Below are 14,461 nucleotides of genomic sequence, written 5' to 3'. Positions count from 1 at the left end.
CCAGACACGACCAGCCGCCGTGTGCCTCTCCGACCAAATTGTGATCAAATCCGAAGGCGCAACGTGCCGGTACGTTCCACACAAGATAGCGTTGCCCGATATGGAAACCCTCGTCGTCGACCATCCGCTCGTGGCCCACAAGCTCACCACGCTGCGCGATGTCCGCACCGACTCGCCGACGTTCCGCCGTCTCGCGGACGAGTTGGTGACGCTGCTGGCGTACGAGGCCACCCGCGACGTGCGGGTGGCCGATGTCACGGTCCAGACCCCGGTCGCCCCGGCCCACGGGGTGCGGATGGCCAAGCCGTACCCACTGGTGGTGCCGATCCTTCGTGCCGGGCTCGGCATGCTCGACGGCATGACCCGGCTGCTGCCCACGGCGGAGGTGGGCTTCCTCGGCATGATCCGCGACGAGGAGACCCTGCTGGCCGAGACGTACGCGACCAGGCTGCCCGACGACCTTTCCGGGCGGCAGTGCTACGTGGTCGACCCCATGCTGGCCACGGGCGGCACCCTCGCGGCGGCCGTGCAGTTCCTCTTCGACCGGGGCGCCGTCGACGTCACCGCCATCTGCCTGCTCGCGGCCCCCGAGGGGCTCGCGTACATGGACAAGGTCTTCGCCAACTCCGGCAAGCCGATCCGCGTGGTCACCGCCGCGCTCGACGACAAGCTGAACGACAACGGCTACATCGTCCCGGGTCTCGGCGACGCCGGCGACAGGCTCTACGGGGTCGTCTGAGAAGCGCCCTTTTCGTCACGCGCAGTGGTCTCTTCGTTACATAATGCTGTTGCGGGGGTACGAAGAGCCAGGAAGGCAGCTTCCGCATGGGGCGCGAGGGGGCGCAATGAGTGATTTTCCGGTCATCGGGGTGTTGTCGTGAGCGATCGCACCCATCCGGATCCGACGCCGTACGCGGACGTCGAGACGGCTCTTCGCGGTGAGTTCGCCGGCATCCACTCCGCGACCACCGTAACGCGCTGTGTGGAGGCGGCGCACTACGGCGCGCTGGAAGTGACGGGCTACGCCCATCCCAGCCTCGTCGAGCGGATCGCGCGCAAGCACCTTCATGTCCTCGCGCTCGTCGCTAGCGAGCGCGGCTAGCAAGATCACAACTAACCCGCAAAGTTACCTTTACCCCGGCACCGTGGTGGGTAATGTATACGGCGGGTGTAGTGGGTAAGTGGTACGGAGGCGACAGTGCAGGTCAAAAAGGTCCTGACATACGGTGGCATCGCTTTTGTGGCGTACTACCTGTTCGCACGCCCAGCCGACGCCGCTGACGCGGTTCGAGGGGCGTTCGACACCGTGTTCAACGCGGCCGACTCTCTGGCCCAATTTGTGAACAATCTCGCATGAGACTTGTGACCCACGGGGACTCCGCCCCGTCGTCGGTCAACCGTTACCTACTCCCCGACGAACAACAGGTCATCATGGTGCGGCGCCACCCGGCCGTGCTGCTCCGTCCGGTCGCCGAGGTCTTCGGCGGCCTGATCATCGCTGGCCTGCTCAGCAAGGTCTTCGGCGACTCGGGAGGCGGCACGGCCCTCGTCGTCGTCTGGTGGCTCTGGCTGCTGCTTCTGATCCGTTTCGTATGGAAGGTCGCAGAGTGGTCGGTCGACTACTTCGTGGTGACCTCCAAGCGGATGCTGCTGACCACGGGGTTGATCACGCGCAAGGTCGCGATGATGCCCCTGCAGAAGGTCACCGACATGAGCTTCAAACGATCTTTGATGGGGCGCATGCTCGGCTACGGTGAGTTCATCCTCGAATCCGCTGGTCAGGATCAGGCCTTGTCCACCGTCGAGTACATTCCGTATCCCGAGACCCTCTACCTCGAGGTCTGCCAGATGCTTTTCCCCAGCAAGGACAGTGGTGACGATTAACCCCTAGCTGGGGAATTCTTCACCCGGGGATACCCGATTCGGCCACTTCATGCAATCATTGCGGAGTGTTGACCCTTCCCCGCCTTGAGAGATGAGATGCCGAGTCAGGGAACCATCGGTGACCGCGTCCGTGGACTGCGGCTGAACAGGCGGATGTCCCAAGCCCAGCTGGCCGGACCCGACCTGTCTGATAGTTATGTCTCACTCATCGAGTCGGGTAAGCGCACACCGACTCCGGTCGTAGCCCGACTCCTGGCCGAGCGCCTGGGGTGCACCACCGAGTTCCTCCTGCACGGGATCGAGCCTCGGCAGCGCATCGACACCGAGCTCGGTCTTCGCCACGCCGAGCTGGAGCTTCAGCACGGCGACCCGGCGGTGGCCGCCGAACGCTTCACCGAGATCGTGAAGGTCGCCGACGAGGAAAACGCCATGCTGACCGCGCACGCCCGCTTCGGCAGGGCGCGTGCTCTGGAGGCGCAGGGCCGGCTAGGCCAGGCGGTGGAGGCCTTCGAGCGACTGCGCCGAGAGGCGGCGGCACATCCCGAGCGGCTGGCCGACCTGCCACTCGCCGTCGCGCTGAGCCGCTGCTACCAGCGGGCGGGCGACCGGCTGCGGGCCCGCGACCTCGCGGCCCACGCTCTCGAGCAGGCCGAGCGGCTGGAGATCACACAGGGTGAGATCGCCATCGACCTGGCCGCCACGATCGTCGAGGCGCGTAGCGAGCACGACACCGGCTCCCCCGAGCTGACCTACGTCAAGCGCGTGCTCGACGTCGCCGGCGTGCCTGACGTTGTGGACCGTTCCGGAGAGATCCAGGCGCTCTGGCAGGCGAGTGCCGCCGCGGCCGCCGGTGACGACTCCGCGCTGGCCGTACGCCTGGCCGACGACGCCATCACCGCGGGCCGCCAGGACAGACTCGCGCTCCAGCTGGCCAGGGTCGCCATGCACTGGGCCAGGCTGGCCACGACACCGGTCGAGGAGGCCGAGCGCCTGGTCGGCGCGGCGGCCCGTGCCTTCGCGTCCGGTCCTGGCACCGTGCACGAGCACGGCGAGACCCTCATCACCCATGCCCGGGTCAGGCTGCGTGCCGGCGACGCCGGGCGGGCGGGTGAGGTGGCGACCGCAGCGCTCGATCTGGTTCGTGACGCTCGCGGGACCGCTCCGGCCGAGGCTCACCTGGTGCTCGCCACCGTCGCCCTCGCACTCGACAGCGACGGCGCCAAGCACCTCGGCAGCGCTCGTGTTCTGCTCGACGGGCTCAACCGGCCGGTGTTCGGCTCCGACCGCCAGGTCGCCCGTTGCTGGCGCGAGCTGGGTGACCTCTACGGCAGGGTCGGTGACCGCGCGCAGCAGACCAACGCGTATCGTAAAGCCCTCGAAGCTGCCGGAGTACGTTCCGCGCTGGCAGGCCTTACGGTCGACGCCTCTGTATCCCGCTGACCGCAGTCCTCCGGGGGCTCCAGATTAGTGGTGTCCGATCTGGAATACACTAGGGCTTACCAGTCATTGACTCATCGGATGATTGGTTTTCCCCCGGAGGAGGCGGACTGTGAGTCTGCGTACGGCGCAGCGGGCTTCGCTCGTCGACCAGGTGATCGATCAGCTCAAGGAGCAGATCATCTCAGGGTCATGGCAGATGAACGGCAAGATCCCGACCGAGACCGTGCTCGCGGAGCAGCTAGGGGTGGGGCGCAACACCGTTCGCGAGGCCGTGCGCGCGCTCACCCACGCCGGGCTACTCGAGTGCCGTCAGGGTGACGGCACCTACGTCCGCGCGACCAGCGAGCTCTCGGGCGCCATGCTCCGGCGGCTGCGGCAGGCCGAGCAGCTGGAGATTCTGGAGGTGCGGCGCGCGCTCGAGATCGAGTCGGCCCGTCTCGCCGCCACCCGGCGCACCGACGAGGACATCACACGCATCGAGGCGGCCCTGGCCGAGCGCGACCGGGCCTGGGAGCTCGACGACGCCGACTACTTCGTGGAAGCCGATCTGGCCTTCCACATGGCCGTCGCGCACGCCACGCACAACCTGGTGCTCATCGACCTCTACGAGGACTTCTCCGCCGCGCTGCGGGCCAGCATCACGGCCGCGGGCACGTCGCTGAACAAGACCTACATCCCGCACGACGCGATCGCCCGCGCCATCGCCGCCGGCGACGCCACCGCCGCCGAGCGCGCCGGCCACGCCTGCATGGAGCACATCCTCATCGCCCTCACCGAATGACACCTCGTCCCTCACGATCCTTCACGGCTCGCGGCGACCGCATGGTAATGATCGGTGACGGTCAGTTTCAGTGACCAACCGGAGGCGGCCGTGCGCAGGAGCGAGCACAAGCGGGACGATCCCGATCTGGGCATCCTGTCCAGCCGCACACTGTTCAGCCTGCAACGCGAGCTCTTCTCGGCCATCGCCGAGGAGGGCCACCCGGCGCTCAGGCCACGGCACGGGGCGGTGCTGGCCTACCTCGACGAGGAGGGCAGCCGGGCCACCGACCTGGCGGCGCAGTCGGGGCAGCACAAGCAGGTCATCGGCAGCCTCGTCGACGAGCTGGTCGAGCTGGGATACGTGGAGCGCCGGCCGGATCCTGCCGACCGGCGGGCCAAGCTGATCGTGCCCACGGCAAAGGGCCTGGACGAGATGGCCAAGTCTGACGCCGCTATGGCCCGCATCGAGGCGCGGCACGCCGCAGCCGTGGGCGAGGAGGCCTACGCGGAGTTCAAGCGGGTCTTCCGGCTGGTCGCCCGGCGCCAGTCAGCCGCCGAGCCGCAGTGACATCACGAGGTAGCGGAAGGCGGGCTCGGCGTCGCCCGGCACGTCCTGGATGAGGGCGGGCCTGGACGGCGACTCCATGTTGATGCGGGCCAGCTCGCTGTCGATGCCGGTGAGGCCGTCGATCAGAAACTGCGACTGGAAGGCGATCTGGATGTCGTCGCCGCGCAGCTCGCAGTCGAGCACCTCGGTGCCGCGTCCGATGTCGCCGCCTCCGGCCTGGATCGTCACCTGCCCCTGGGTGAACGACAGCCGGATGGCGGTGTTGCGCTCGGCCACCAGCGCCACCCGCTTGATGGCCTCGACGAACGGCCCCACCCGCACGTCGGCCCTGATCGACCAGTCGGAGGTCAGCCGGGCACGGTAGTCGATGAACTGCTCGTCGAGCAGGCGTACGGTGGTGCTGCGCCCGACGCTCTCGAACCCGGCCACCCCGTCGCCCATCGCGATCTCCACCTCGCCGCCGCGCAGCGACTTGGCCACCTCGACCAGCACACGGGCGGGCACCATGGCGGAGACGGCGAGGTCGGGCCGGACCGGTCGCCAGGCGAACTCACGGGCCGCGATGCGGTAGCGGTCGGTGGCCGCCATCGTCACCGACCCGCCCTCGATGTCGACCCTGATGCCGGTGAGCATGGGCAACGTGTCGTCACGGCTGGACGCGGGCGCGACCTGGCCCACGGCCGAGGCGAACACCCCGCCCCCGACGGCCCCGATGCTCGGCGGCATGGTGGGCATGGTCGGGAAGTCCTCGACCGGCATCGTCACCAGCCCGAACTCAGCGCTGCCGCAGGTCAGCACCGCCTCGGCCCCCTCGGTGACGATCTCGACCTCCTCGCCGGGAAGGCTCCGGCTGATCTCGGCCAGCAGCCGGCCGGGGATCAGCACGCTGCCCTGCTCGGAGATCTCAGCCTCGACCCGGGCCTGCGCCGAGACGTCGTAGTCGAACGCGGACAGGCTCAGCTCCTCACCGGCCTCCAGCAGCAGACCGGACAGCACCGGCATCACAGGGCGGCTGGGCAGGACCCTGGCAGCCCACGCCACCGCGTCCGCCAGGACATCGCGGTTAACCCGGATCTTCACCTGATCGCCCCTTTCGTCGCGCCTGACTCCTACGAAGGTAGCGGGTCCGACCGACAAAGCCTCGCTAACGGCTGTTGAGGTAGGCCAGCACGGCCAGGACCCGTCGATTGTCGTCGTCGGACGGCGCGAGGCCGAGCTTGGCGAAGATGCCGGCGGTGTGCTTGGCCACCGCGCTCTCGCTGAGATAGAGCCGCTGGGAGATCGCCGCGTTCGAACGTCCTTCGGCCATCGCCTCCAGCACCTCCCTCTCACGCGGGGTGAGCGCGGCCAGCGGCTCGTGCCGGGCGTTGCTGGCCAGCAGCTTGGCGATGACCTCGGGGTCCATGACCGTGCCGCCCTCGGCCACCCGGCGGACGGCGTCGACGAACTGCTCGGCGTTGAACACCCGGTCCTTCAGCAGGTAGCCGATCGCGCCCGAGCCGTCGGCCAGCAGCTCGCGGGCGTAGAGCTGCTCGACGTGCTGGGACAGCACCAGGATCGGCAGCCCCGGCACCTTCTCGCGGGCCGCCAGCGCGGCCTGCAGGCCCTCGTCGGTGAACGTGGGCGGCAGGCGTACGTCCACGATCGAGACGTCGGGGCGGAGCTCGACCAACCCCTTGAGCAGCTCGGGCCCGCTCTCCACGGCGGCCACGACGGTGAAGCCATGGGCCTGGAGCAGGTGGACCAGGCCGTCTCTGAGCAGGTAGAGGTCTTCGGCGACGAGTACGCGGTTCGTCATGAGCACCATGGGCGCTTCGGCGTCGCCTCACGCATCCAACGCTCCCTGTTGTGCATGGCGGGAATGGCCACGGCGAGCACGTACATGGCCGTCCCGAGCGCGATCATGAATGCGATGCACGGCCACTGCCACGGCTCCGGAAGGTAGAGGGCGAGGAACCAGGCCTTCTCCTCGACATCGAAGATCTTGAAGATACCGGCCACGAGCCCCTGCGGGAACAGCGGGCACCAGGCCGTCCACCAGAGGAAGACCACGATAGCGGCCTTCCAGCGCGGCAGCTTGGGCAGGTCGCCCGCCCAGTATTCGGGCAGCACCCGCGGCAGTTCCATGGTGACCGTGGTGGGCCCGCCGGGCGGGCTGTTGATCGCCATGACCCCGTCGAAGGCCGCCAGCCTGCGCTCGATGCCGGACAGCCCGCTGCCCTTGGCCGGGTCGGCGCCGCCCCAGCCGTCATCGGTCACCGTGATCCGCAGGTTGTGGCCGTGCCCGCTGATGTCGACCATCACCGATTCGGCCGCACCGTGCCTGGCGGCGTTGGCCAGCAGTTCGCTGACCGCGAAGTACGCGGCCGCCTCCACCGGGGCCTCCGGCCGGTGCGGCAGGTCGACGTCGACGGCCACCCGCAGCGGGCTGTCCATCGCCAGCGCCCGCACCGCGTCGCCGAGTCCGCGCTCGGCCAGCACCGGAGGGTGGATGCCGCGGATGACCCGGCGAAGCTCGGTCAGCGTCTCGGCCGACGCCTCCCTGGCCTTGGCCATCAGCGCCCTGGCCGCTTTGGGGTCGGATTCGAGGAGTTGCTCGGCGGCGCCGAGGGTCATGCCCAGGGCCACGAGCCGGGCCTGGGCGCCGTCGTGCAGGTCACGCTCGATCCTGCGCATCTCGGCGGCCTGCGAGTCGACCGCGAGGTTGCGTACCCGGCTGAGGTGGTTGACCTGCCCGGCCAGGCGGCTGGAGGCGGTCGCGGCGAGCAGCAGCTCGCACCACACGGCGTACACACGCAGGCCGCGGCTGGGAAGCAGCACGAACAGCGGCACCAGCATCACCTTGACCAGCGGGTCGAGCAGCAGCCAGAGCCCGTCGCGCCAGGTCGCCGGGTCGGCGATCATCCACTTCCACCGGTCGTTCCAGGCCGGTATCCGCGGCGTCTTGTAGAGCGTGCGGTGGGACCGGTAGAGGCCGTCGGCCTGTGGCTGCGGTGGCGGCGGCGGGGGGTGGTAGGGCGGCTCGATCTCCATCCCGGTCGAGCTGCGCACCAGGGTCCTGGCCGCCCCCGTCACCCACCGGATCATCCGGACCTGTGGCGGGAACAGGAACACCATGCCCAGCGCGAACGCCAGCAACAGGGTGAGCGTCGAGGACACGAGCGCGACCAGCTCGAGCGCGACCAGCCCGAGCAGCGCCAGGACGTGACCGAACTTCCGCAGCATGGATCTAGTGTGCGCTATGGGATGGGATACGCACATTGCACCTAGGTACACCCCTCCCGGGCAACCAGCATGATTCCGCGGTGAGACGGCCGTCCCTAGCGTCGATGCCATGAACGTCATCGAGGTCGAGAACCTCCGCAAGCTCTACCCCAACCATGTGGCGGTGGACGACGTGTCGTTCGAGGTACGGGCCGGCGAGATCTTCGGCATCCTCGGCCCGAACGGCGCCGGCAAGACCACCACCGTCGAATGCGTCTCCGGCCTGCGCACCCCCGACGGTGGCACCGTCCGGGTCGCCGGCATCGATCCGGCCCGGGACCGCGACGCGCTGCGCCGGGTGCTCGGCGTCCAACTGCAGAGCGCCGCCCTGCCCGAGAAGATCAAGGTGTGGGAGGCGCTGGACCTGTACGCCTCCTTCTACCCCGACCCCGCGGATTGGGAGGCGCTGCTGGAGCAGGTCGGGCTGGGCGACAAGCGGGACGCCCTGTTCGGCAAGCTCTCCGGCGGCCAGCGCCAGCGGCTGTCGGTCGCGCTCGCACTGGTCGGCAAGCCGCGCATCGCCGTGCTCGACGAGCTCACCACCGGGCTCGACCCGCAGGCCCGCAGGGACACCTGGGAGCTGGTCGAGCGTGTGCGCGACTCCGGCGTGACGATCGTGCTCGTCACCCACTTCATGGAGGAGGCCGACCGGCTCTGCGACCGCATCGCGCTCATCGACTCGGGCCGCGTCGTCGCCATCGACTCACCGGCCGGGCTGATCGCGCGGGTGGGCGACGAGCAGCGGGTGCGGTTCCGGCCCTCCGCTCCCGTAGCGGACTCCCTCCTGACTGCGTTGCCCGAGGTGACGGACGTCAGCCGCAGCGGCGAACAGGTCGTGGTGACCGGCACCGGCAACCTGGCGCCCGCCGTCACGCTGGCCCTGGCCCAGCAGCAGATCATCCCCGGCGACCTGCGCATCGAGCAGGCCACGCTGGACGACGCGTTCCTCGCGCTCACCGGAAGGAAACTCGGATGAAGAAGATCCTGACCGTCGAAACCAAGCTGCTCCTGCGCGACTGGCCCGCCATCGTGTTCAGCCTTGCCCTGCCCGTCGGCCTGCTGGTGATCCTGGGCCAGATCCCCGACCTGTCGAAGCCCGATCCCGCGCTCGGCGGACAGAGGTTCGTCGACGCGCAGCTTCCGGCCCAGATGATCCTGCTGGCGTTGCTGACGACCTCCTTCACCGTGCTGCCCAGCGTGCTGACCACGTACCGGGAACAGGGCGTGCTCAGGAGGATGTCCACGACGCCCGTGCACCCCTCCCGGCTGCTGGGCGCACACCTGCTGATCAACCTCGGCGTCGTGGCGCTGGCCATCGTGCTCGTGATCTCGGCGGGGTGGCTGGTGCACGGCTCGGCGGCGCCCGCGCAGCTCTTCGGGTTCGCCCTGGTGTGCCTGCTCGGCACCGCCGCGATGCTGGCCATCGGGCTGGTGATCGCCTCGGTCGCGCCCAACGCCAAGTCCGCACCCGGTATCGGGTCGGTCGTGATGTTCCCGCTGATGTTCGTGGCGGGCATGTGGATCCCGCGCGAGATCATGCCGGACGCGCTGCGCACGGTCAGCGACTACTCGGTGGTCGGGCCGTTCATCAACGCCATGCGCGACACCTGGGCGGGCGACTGGCCGCAGCTCCCGCACCTGGCCGTGATGCTCGTCGGGCTGGTGCTGTTCAGTGGCCTCGCCGTACGGCTGTTCAAGTGGGAGTAGGGGTGATTCCTCAACTAAGCTCGAGGTCATGTCCAAGGTCGTGTGGAACACCCGGGAGCTCACCGTCGGGCAGCTCGCCGAGCGCAGCGGCGTGGCGGTGTCGGCCCTGCACTTCTACGAGTCCAAGGGCCTCATCGCCAGCCGCCGCACCGCGGGCAACCAGCGCCGCTACACCCGTGACACCCTCCGCAGGGTCGCGTTCGTACGGCTCGCCCAGCGCCTCGGCATCCCGCTGAAGACGATCAAAGCGGCCCTGGCCGCGTTGCCCGAGAACCGCACCCCCACGCGTGACGACTGGGCACAGCTCTCGGCCGCCTGGCGCTCCGAGCTCGACGACCGGATCGAGCAGCTCCAGCGGCTCCGCGACGACCTCACCGACTGCATCGGCTGCGGCTGCCTGTCGCTCGACCGGTGCGCGCTGGCCAACCCGCACGACCGGCTCGGCGAGGAGGGGCCGGGCGCCCGGCGCATCGACACCAGGCTCACCCCCGCCCAGCCCTGCTGCCGCTGACCGCGTCACGGCCCCGCAGAGCTGGGCAAGCTCGGCGTGGCCCGGTTCGCGCTCTACCTGGTCCACGAGCGCAAGGAGCCCACCCCCAAGGCGTACGGGTCCCAGGTGCTCAGCCCGTCGGGTGAGCCGGCTCGGCCCCGTCAGCCCGCGGCCTGCCCGCCGCAGAACACCTCCTTGATGAGCCTCTCCTGCAACTTCGGGAACTCCTTTGCCGGGTCGATTGCGGCGTCCCCACTGGTCAGCGAGGCGGTCAGGGTCTTCCTGCCATCGGGCGTGCTGTACATCAGCGCCCCGTAGCCCCCGGGGGCGCTGCCGTTGTGGTGGAAGATGATGCCGGCGCAGTTCGGGCCCGTGTCCTGCACGGACAGCCCGAGGCCATAGCCGAGTGCGCCGCTCTTGGGGTGCGGCTTGCGCATCTCGGCCAGCAGCCGGGCCGGCAGCAGCTTGCCACTATTCAGCGCGGAGAAGAACGCGTGGAGATCCTTGGTGGTCGAGATCATGTCACCGGCGCCGGCCAGCATGGAGGGGTTCTGGCGGGTGACGTCTACCACCTTCCACTGGCCGGCGTCCTGGTAGCGGTAGTAGCCGTGGGCGTGCGGCCCGGGGATCTGCGTCCGGGTGCCCGGCAGCACAGTGCCTCGCAGCTTGAGCGGCCGCAGGATCCGCAGCTTCATCTCGTCGGCGAGGGAGTGGCCGGTGACCTTCTCGATCAGCAGCTGGGCCAGCGTGTAGTTGGTGTTGGAGTAGCTCCAGCCCGTCCCCGGCTCAAACCGCGCCGGCTTGGACAACGCAAACCGCACCAGCTCCTCCGGCCGGTAGCTGCGGAACCGGTTGTCCACCCACTCCTTGCCCGGCGCGAGGATCCCCGGCACGAACGTCCCGTCAGGGTCGAGTTCGCCGGTGTAGTTGTACAACCCGCTGGTGTGCTGCAACAGCATCCGCACCGTGATCCGCCGGTCCAGCCCGAGCTTGGGCAGGTAGTCGGCCACCGGGGCGTCCAGCCCGATCTTGCCCTCGGCCACCAGTTGCAGCACCACGGTCGCGACGAAGGCCTTGGTGGTGCTGCCCAGCCGGAACAGCCCGTTCGTCGGCGGCTTCGCGGTCTGGCCCAGCTTGCGCACCCCGGCGCTGCCGACCCACTCGCCCCGCTGATCGTGCACGCGCAGCTGCATCCCAGCGAAACCGGCATCGACGAACGCCTGGATGGCCTTCTGCAGCTCCGGGCGGTCCTGCCCGGCGGCGGCCTTCGGCACCGGCCTGCTGTCCGCACTGGCGGTCCCGGGTGTAGCCGCCCCGGCCAGCAGCGCGGCCGCCAGCGCCGTGACCGCCACTGGCCGGGAGACCCGCGGCGTCCGGGCCCTGGTGTTCTTGGCGGCGCTGTGGAGGGATTCACTCATGGTCGTTCCTCGTTTCGCGATAGTACGTGTTTAGCACGAGTCGAAAGCTATGTTGCATTCGAGATTCTGTCAATCGATTGAAACGCATTTCCCCATGTCAATGGCGGTAAAGCGGTGCAATGACGCTGCGCTCGAATGCAATGCCGGATTGCAATGAATGGCGGCGAAGGCAATACTGGCGGCATGCCAGGAGGACGATTGACCCAGCGGGATCGTGATCGCATCGCGGCCGGACTCGCCGACGGGCTCGCCTACGCCGAGATCGCCAGGCGGCTCGACCGGCCGACCTCGACGATCACCCGGGAGGTCGCACGCAACGGCGGCCCCGCCGGCTACCGCCCCCAGCAGGCGCACCAAGCGACGATCCAGCGGGCGCGGCGCGGCACACCGGCACCCCCACGCGCCGCCACACCGCTGGGTGGCATGGAAGAGGAGCTCATCGAGATGGCGGTCGGAGCGGGGATGCCGAGGATGACCGCGCGCGTGCACCTCGACCTGGTGCTGTCCGAGGACGGCAGGCGCACCGCGGCCGAGCTGACCCGCAGGCTGAAGGTCAGCCCTGCCTCCGTCTCCGTGGCCGTGAATTACCTGGTCCAGCAGGGGTTCGTCCGGCGCGAGCGCGATCCGCAGCGGCGTCGCGACATCTACGTGGTCGACGACGACGCCTGGTACCACTCGATCGTGATCAGCGAGCGGCAGACGCTCGAGACGGCGCGGGCCACGATGGCGGCGGCGGAGACGTACGGGCTCGACAGCCCCGTGGGACAGCGGCTGGCCAAGACAGGGGCGTTCCTGGAGCGGGTCAGCCTGGACATCTTGGAGTCCGCCGGCCGCTGGCGCGCCCTCCTGGCGTGATGGGTCTCAGCCGAACCACCTGGCGAGCCGGCTGACCAGTTCCTGCTGATCGTCACCGACCCACGCCACGGGGCCGTCTATGGGCAGCAGTGAGTGAAGGCCATGAGCACACTCTTCCCGGCACCGTGATGATGGTTGGTTCTCGTCGCAGGTCAAGGTCGTTCGTCCTCGGACACGCAGCGTCACGGTCCTTCAGCAGCCTCACCGTCTAACCATGGGGAATCAGGAGGATCCCAACCATGTTCGTGACGTGGATGTCCTTCTGTACGAACCCAAGCGCCACGCGATCGGGACGCCCTATCTGCGTGCGTTTCGAGCCAGCGTCGTGGGACTGAGGCCAGCCTCGTGGGCAAGACCTGCGTATGGGACGAACGCCATGGGAAATTCGCGACCGTGACGCGCCTCGCCCCGTCCTGCAATATCCGGAGCGTACGAATCCATAACACGTCCCACCTCACGGATCATCAAAATCCCGTAAGTCCGACATCGCAGAGCGTTATCAAGCTCGTGATCACGCCGGTTAGCTCGGACAGTGCTCATGATCAGTCGGACTTACTCACGGAATCGCGGACCCTACATCCGGGCGGCTCAGTGCTGGGCCATGTCCACGAAGCGGCTGTAGTGGCCCTGGAAGGCCACCGTGACGGTCGCGGTAGGGCCATTGCGGTGCTTGGCCACGATCAGGTCGGCCTCACCGGCCCTGGGCGACTCCCGCTCGTAGGCGTCCTCACGATGAAGCAGGATGACCATGTCGGCGTCCTGCTCGATAGAGCCCGATTCGCGTAGGTCGCTCACTTGGGGACGTTTGTCCGTGCGTTGCTCGGGGCCTCGGTTGAGCTGGGAGATGGCGATCACCGGGACCTCGAGCTCCTTGGCCAGCAGCTTGATGGCTCGGGAGATCTCGGACACTTCGTTCTGGCGGCTCTCGGTCTTCTTCGGCGAGCTCATCAGCTGGAGGTAGTCGATGATCACGAACCGCAGGTCGTTGCGCTGCTTGAGGCGGCGGCACTTGGCCCGGATCTCCATCATCGACATGTTGGGCGAGTCATCGATGAACAGCGGCGCCTCGGCGACCTCGCTCATCCGGCGCGCCAGCCTCGTCCAGTCGTCGTCGCCCATCATTCCGGAGCGCATCGCGTGCAGGGCCACCCGCGCCTCGGCCGACAGCAGACGCATGGTGATCTCATTGCGCGACATCTCCAGCGAGAAGATGACGGTGGTCATCCCATGCTTGATGGCCGCAGACCGGGCGAAATCCAGACCAAGAGTGCTTTTGCCGATGGCGGGCCGGGCGGCCACGACGATCATCTGGCCCGGGTGGAGGCCGTTGGTGAGCTGGTCGAGGTCCTGGAAGCCGGTGGGGACGCCGACCATCTGGCCGCCGCGGCTGCCGATGGCCTCCAGCTCGTCGAGGGCGCCCGGCATGATGTCGGCCAGCGGGGCGTAGTCTTCGGACGTGCGGCGCTCGGTGACCTTGTAGATCTCCGCTTGGGCCCGGTCGACGAGGTCGTCGACCTCTTCGTTCTGGCCGCCGTAGCCGTAGGAGACGATGCGGGTGCCGGCTTCGATGAGGCGGCGGAGGATGGCCTGCTCGCGGACGATCTTGGCGTAGTAGCCGGCGTTGGCCGCGGTGGGGACGACGGCCGTCAGGGTGTGGAGATAGGCGGCGCCGCCGACCCTGGCCATCTCGCCGCGTTTCTGCAGCTCGTCGAAGACGGTGACCGCGTCGGCGGGCTCACCCCTGCCGTAGAGGTCGGTGATGACGTCGTAGATCATCTGGTGGGCGGGACGGTAGAAGTCGTCGGCCCGAATGATCTCGACGACGTCGGCGATCGCGTCCTTGGACAGCAGCATGCCGCCGAGGACCGACTGCTCCGCCTCGATGTTGCTGGGTGGTGTGCGCTCGAAACCAGGGCCTGCGCCCACCTCTTCGTCAATGCTCACCGCGCCCCCTCAACACCGTGCGGCGGTCGCACCACCCCCACTTGTAGTCGACCGGGGTGACAGTTTCGCCGGTTCGCGGGCGGACGGCAACGCGGCCTGTGGACAACCCTGTGGTCAAGCTGTGCACTA

16 protein-coding genes are annotated in these 14,461 nt (G+C 68.5%); 11 read left to right on the top strand and 5 right to left on the bottom strand.

All coding sequences use genetic code 11. The features are described 5' to 3' along the window. The first annotated feature begins 100 nt into the window (after nt 1-100). The 7 genes from upp (at nt 101) to AB0C16_RS09020 (ending at nt 4,654) form a co-directional block, all read left to right on the top strand. Entirely contained in the window at nt 101-739 is a 639-nt protein-coding gene (gene upp / locus AB0C16_RS09050; protein ID WP_357680561.1) for a uracil phosphoribosyltransferase, read from the top strand. A gap of 138 nt (nt 740-877) precedes the next feature. Next, nucleotides 878-1,102 carry a hypothetical protein gene (locus AB0C16_RS09045; RefSeq protein WP_357680559.1) on the top strand — a complete coding sequence of 75 codons (225 nt, stop codon included), beginning with the start codon at nt 878-880 and terminating at the stop codon, nt 1,100-1,102. A gap of 96 nt (nt 1,103-1,198) precedes the next feature. Continuing rightward, nucleotides 1,199-1,357 (top strand): hypothetical protein, encoded by a 159-nt coding sequence (locus AB0C16_RS09040; RefSeq protein WP_197093517.1) that lies wholly within the window; start codon nt 1,199-1,201, stop codon nt 1,355-1,357. Then, nucleotides 1,354-1,884 (top strand): PH domain-containing protein, encoded by a 531-nt coding sequence (locus AB0C16_RS09035; protein WP_357680557.1) that lies wholly within the window; start codon nt 1,354-1,356, stop codon nt 1,882-1,884. The genes AB0C16_RS09040 and AB0C16_RS09035 overlap by 4 nt, the downstream gene beginning before the upstream one ends. A gap of 96 nt (nt 1,885-1,980) precedes the next feature. Further along, complete coding sequence (locus tag AB0C16_RS09030; RefSeq protein WP_357680555.1) at nt 1,981-3,324, top strand: helix-turn-helix transcriptional regulator; 1,344 nt, start codon at nt 1,981-1,983, stop codon at nt 3,322-3,324. A 109-nt stretch (nt 3,325-3,433) separates the two neighbouring features. Continuing rightward, nucleotides 3,434-4,105: a FadR/GntR family transcriptional regulator gene (locus tag AB0C16_RS09025; protein WP_357680553.1), complete on the top strand. Its 672-nt coding sequence runs from the start codon at nt 3,434-3,436 to the stop codon at nt 4,103-4,105. Between the two features lie 54 nt (nt 4,106-4,159). Further along, complete coding sequence (locus AB0C16_RS09020; protein ID WP_357680551.1) at nt 4,160-4,654, top strand: MarR family winged helix-turn-helix transcriptional regulator; 495 nt, start codon at nt 4,160-4,162, stop codon at nt 4,652-4,654. On the opposite strand, the gene dnaN is transcribed toward AB0C16_RS09020, so the two are convergent. From dnaN to AB0C16_RS09005, 3 genes are all read right to left on the bottom strand, one after another. Then, nucleotides 4,634-5,734, bottom strand: coding sequence for a DNA polymerase III subunit beta (gene dnaN / locus AB0C16_RS09015; RefSeq protein WP_357680550.1), 1,101 nt, complete (start codon nt 5,732-5,734; stop codon nt 4,634-4,636). The genes AB0C16_RS09020 and dnaN overlap by 21 nt on opposite strands. A 64-nt stretch (nt 5,735-5,798) precedes the next feature. Next, the gene (locus AB0C16_RS09010) at nt 5,799-6,452 is read right to left on the bottom strand and encodes a response regulator transcription factor (protein WP_357680548.1); all 654 of its coding nucleotides are present in this window, start codon (nt 6,450-6,452) and stop codon (nt 5,799-5,801) included. Beyond that, nucleotides 6,449-7,879, bottom strand: a complete 1,431-nt coding sequence (locus AB0C16_RS09005) for a histidine kinase (protein ID WP_357680546.1) — start codon at nt 7,877-7,879, stop codon at nt 6,449-6,451. The genes AB0C16_RS09010 and AB0C16_RS09005 overlap by 4 nt, the downstream gene beginning before the upstream one ends. A 109-nt stretch (nt 7,880-7,988) precedes the next feature. Between AB0C16_RS09005 and AB0C16_RS09000 the strand changes: the two genes are divergently transcribed. The 3 genes from AB0C16_RS09000 to soxR are packed head-to-tail and all read left to right on the top strand — an operon-like array spanning nt 7,989 to nt 10,136. Next, entirely contained in the window at nt 7,989-8,894 is a 906-nt protein-coding gene (locus AB0C16_RS09000) for an ABC transporter ATP-binding protein (protein ID WP_357680544.1), read from the top strand. Next, on the top strand, nt 8,891-9,625 hold the full coding sequence (locus AB0C16_RS08995; RefSeq protein WP_357680542.1) for an ABC transporter permease: 735 nt from the start codon (nt 8,891-8,893) through the stop codon (nt 9,623-9,625). The genes AB0C16_RS09000 and AB0C16_RS08995 overlap by 4 nt, the downstream gene beginning before the upstream one ends. A 28-nt stretch (nt 9,626-9,653) precedes the next feature. Next, nucleotides 9,654-10,136 carry a redox-sensitive transcriptional activator SoxR gene (gene soxR, locus AB0C16_RS08990; protein ID WP_357680540.1) on the top strand — a complete coding sequence of 161 codons (483 nt, stop codon included), beginning with the start codon at nt 9,654-9,656 and terminating at the stop codon, nt 10,134-10,136. Between the two features lie 140 nt (nt 10,137-10,276). On the opposite strand, the gene AB0C16_RS08985 is transcribed toward soxR, so the two are convergent. Then, the gene (locus tag AB0C16_RS08985) at nt 10,277-11,533 is read right to left on the bottom strand and encodes a serine hydrolase domain-containing protein (protein WP_357680538.1); all 1,257 of its coding nucleotides are present in this window, start codon (nt 11,531-11,533) and stop codon (nt 10,277-10,279) included. A gap of 198 nt (nt 11,534-11,731) precedes the next feature. On the opposite strand from AB0C16_RS08985, the gene AB0C16_RS08980 reads away from it, so the two are divergent. Continuing rightward, nucleotides 11,732-12,388 carry a MarR family transcriptional regulator gene (locus tag AB0C16_RS08980; protein WP_357680536.1) on the top strand — a complete coding sequence of 219 codons (657 nt, stop codon included), beginning with the start codon at nt 11,732-11,734 and terminating at the stop codon, nt 12,386-12,388. 588 nt (nt 12,389-12,976) lie between these two features. Here AB0C16_RS08980 and dnaB read toward each other — a convergent pair. Next, nucleotides 12,977-14,332 (bottom strand): replicative DNA helicase, encoded by a 1,356-nt coding sequence (gene dnaB / locus AB0C16_RS08975; protein ID WP_357680534.1) that lies wholly within the window; start codon nt 14,330-14,332, stop codon nt 12,977-12,979. Nucleotides 14,333-14,461: the final 129 nt, after the last annotated feature.

It is taken from the genome of Nonomuraea sp. NPDC048916, assembly GCF_040649575.1.
Lineage (GTDB): Bacteria > Actinomycetota > Actinomycetes > Streptosporangiales > Streptosporangiaceae > Nonomuraea.
This window is presented reverse-complemented; position numbering and strand designations above follow the sequence as displayed.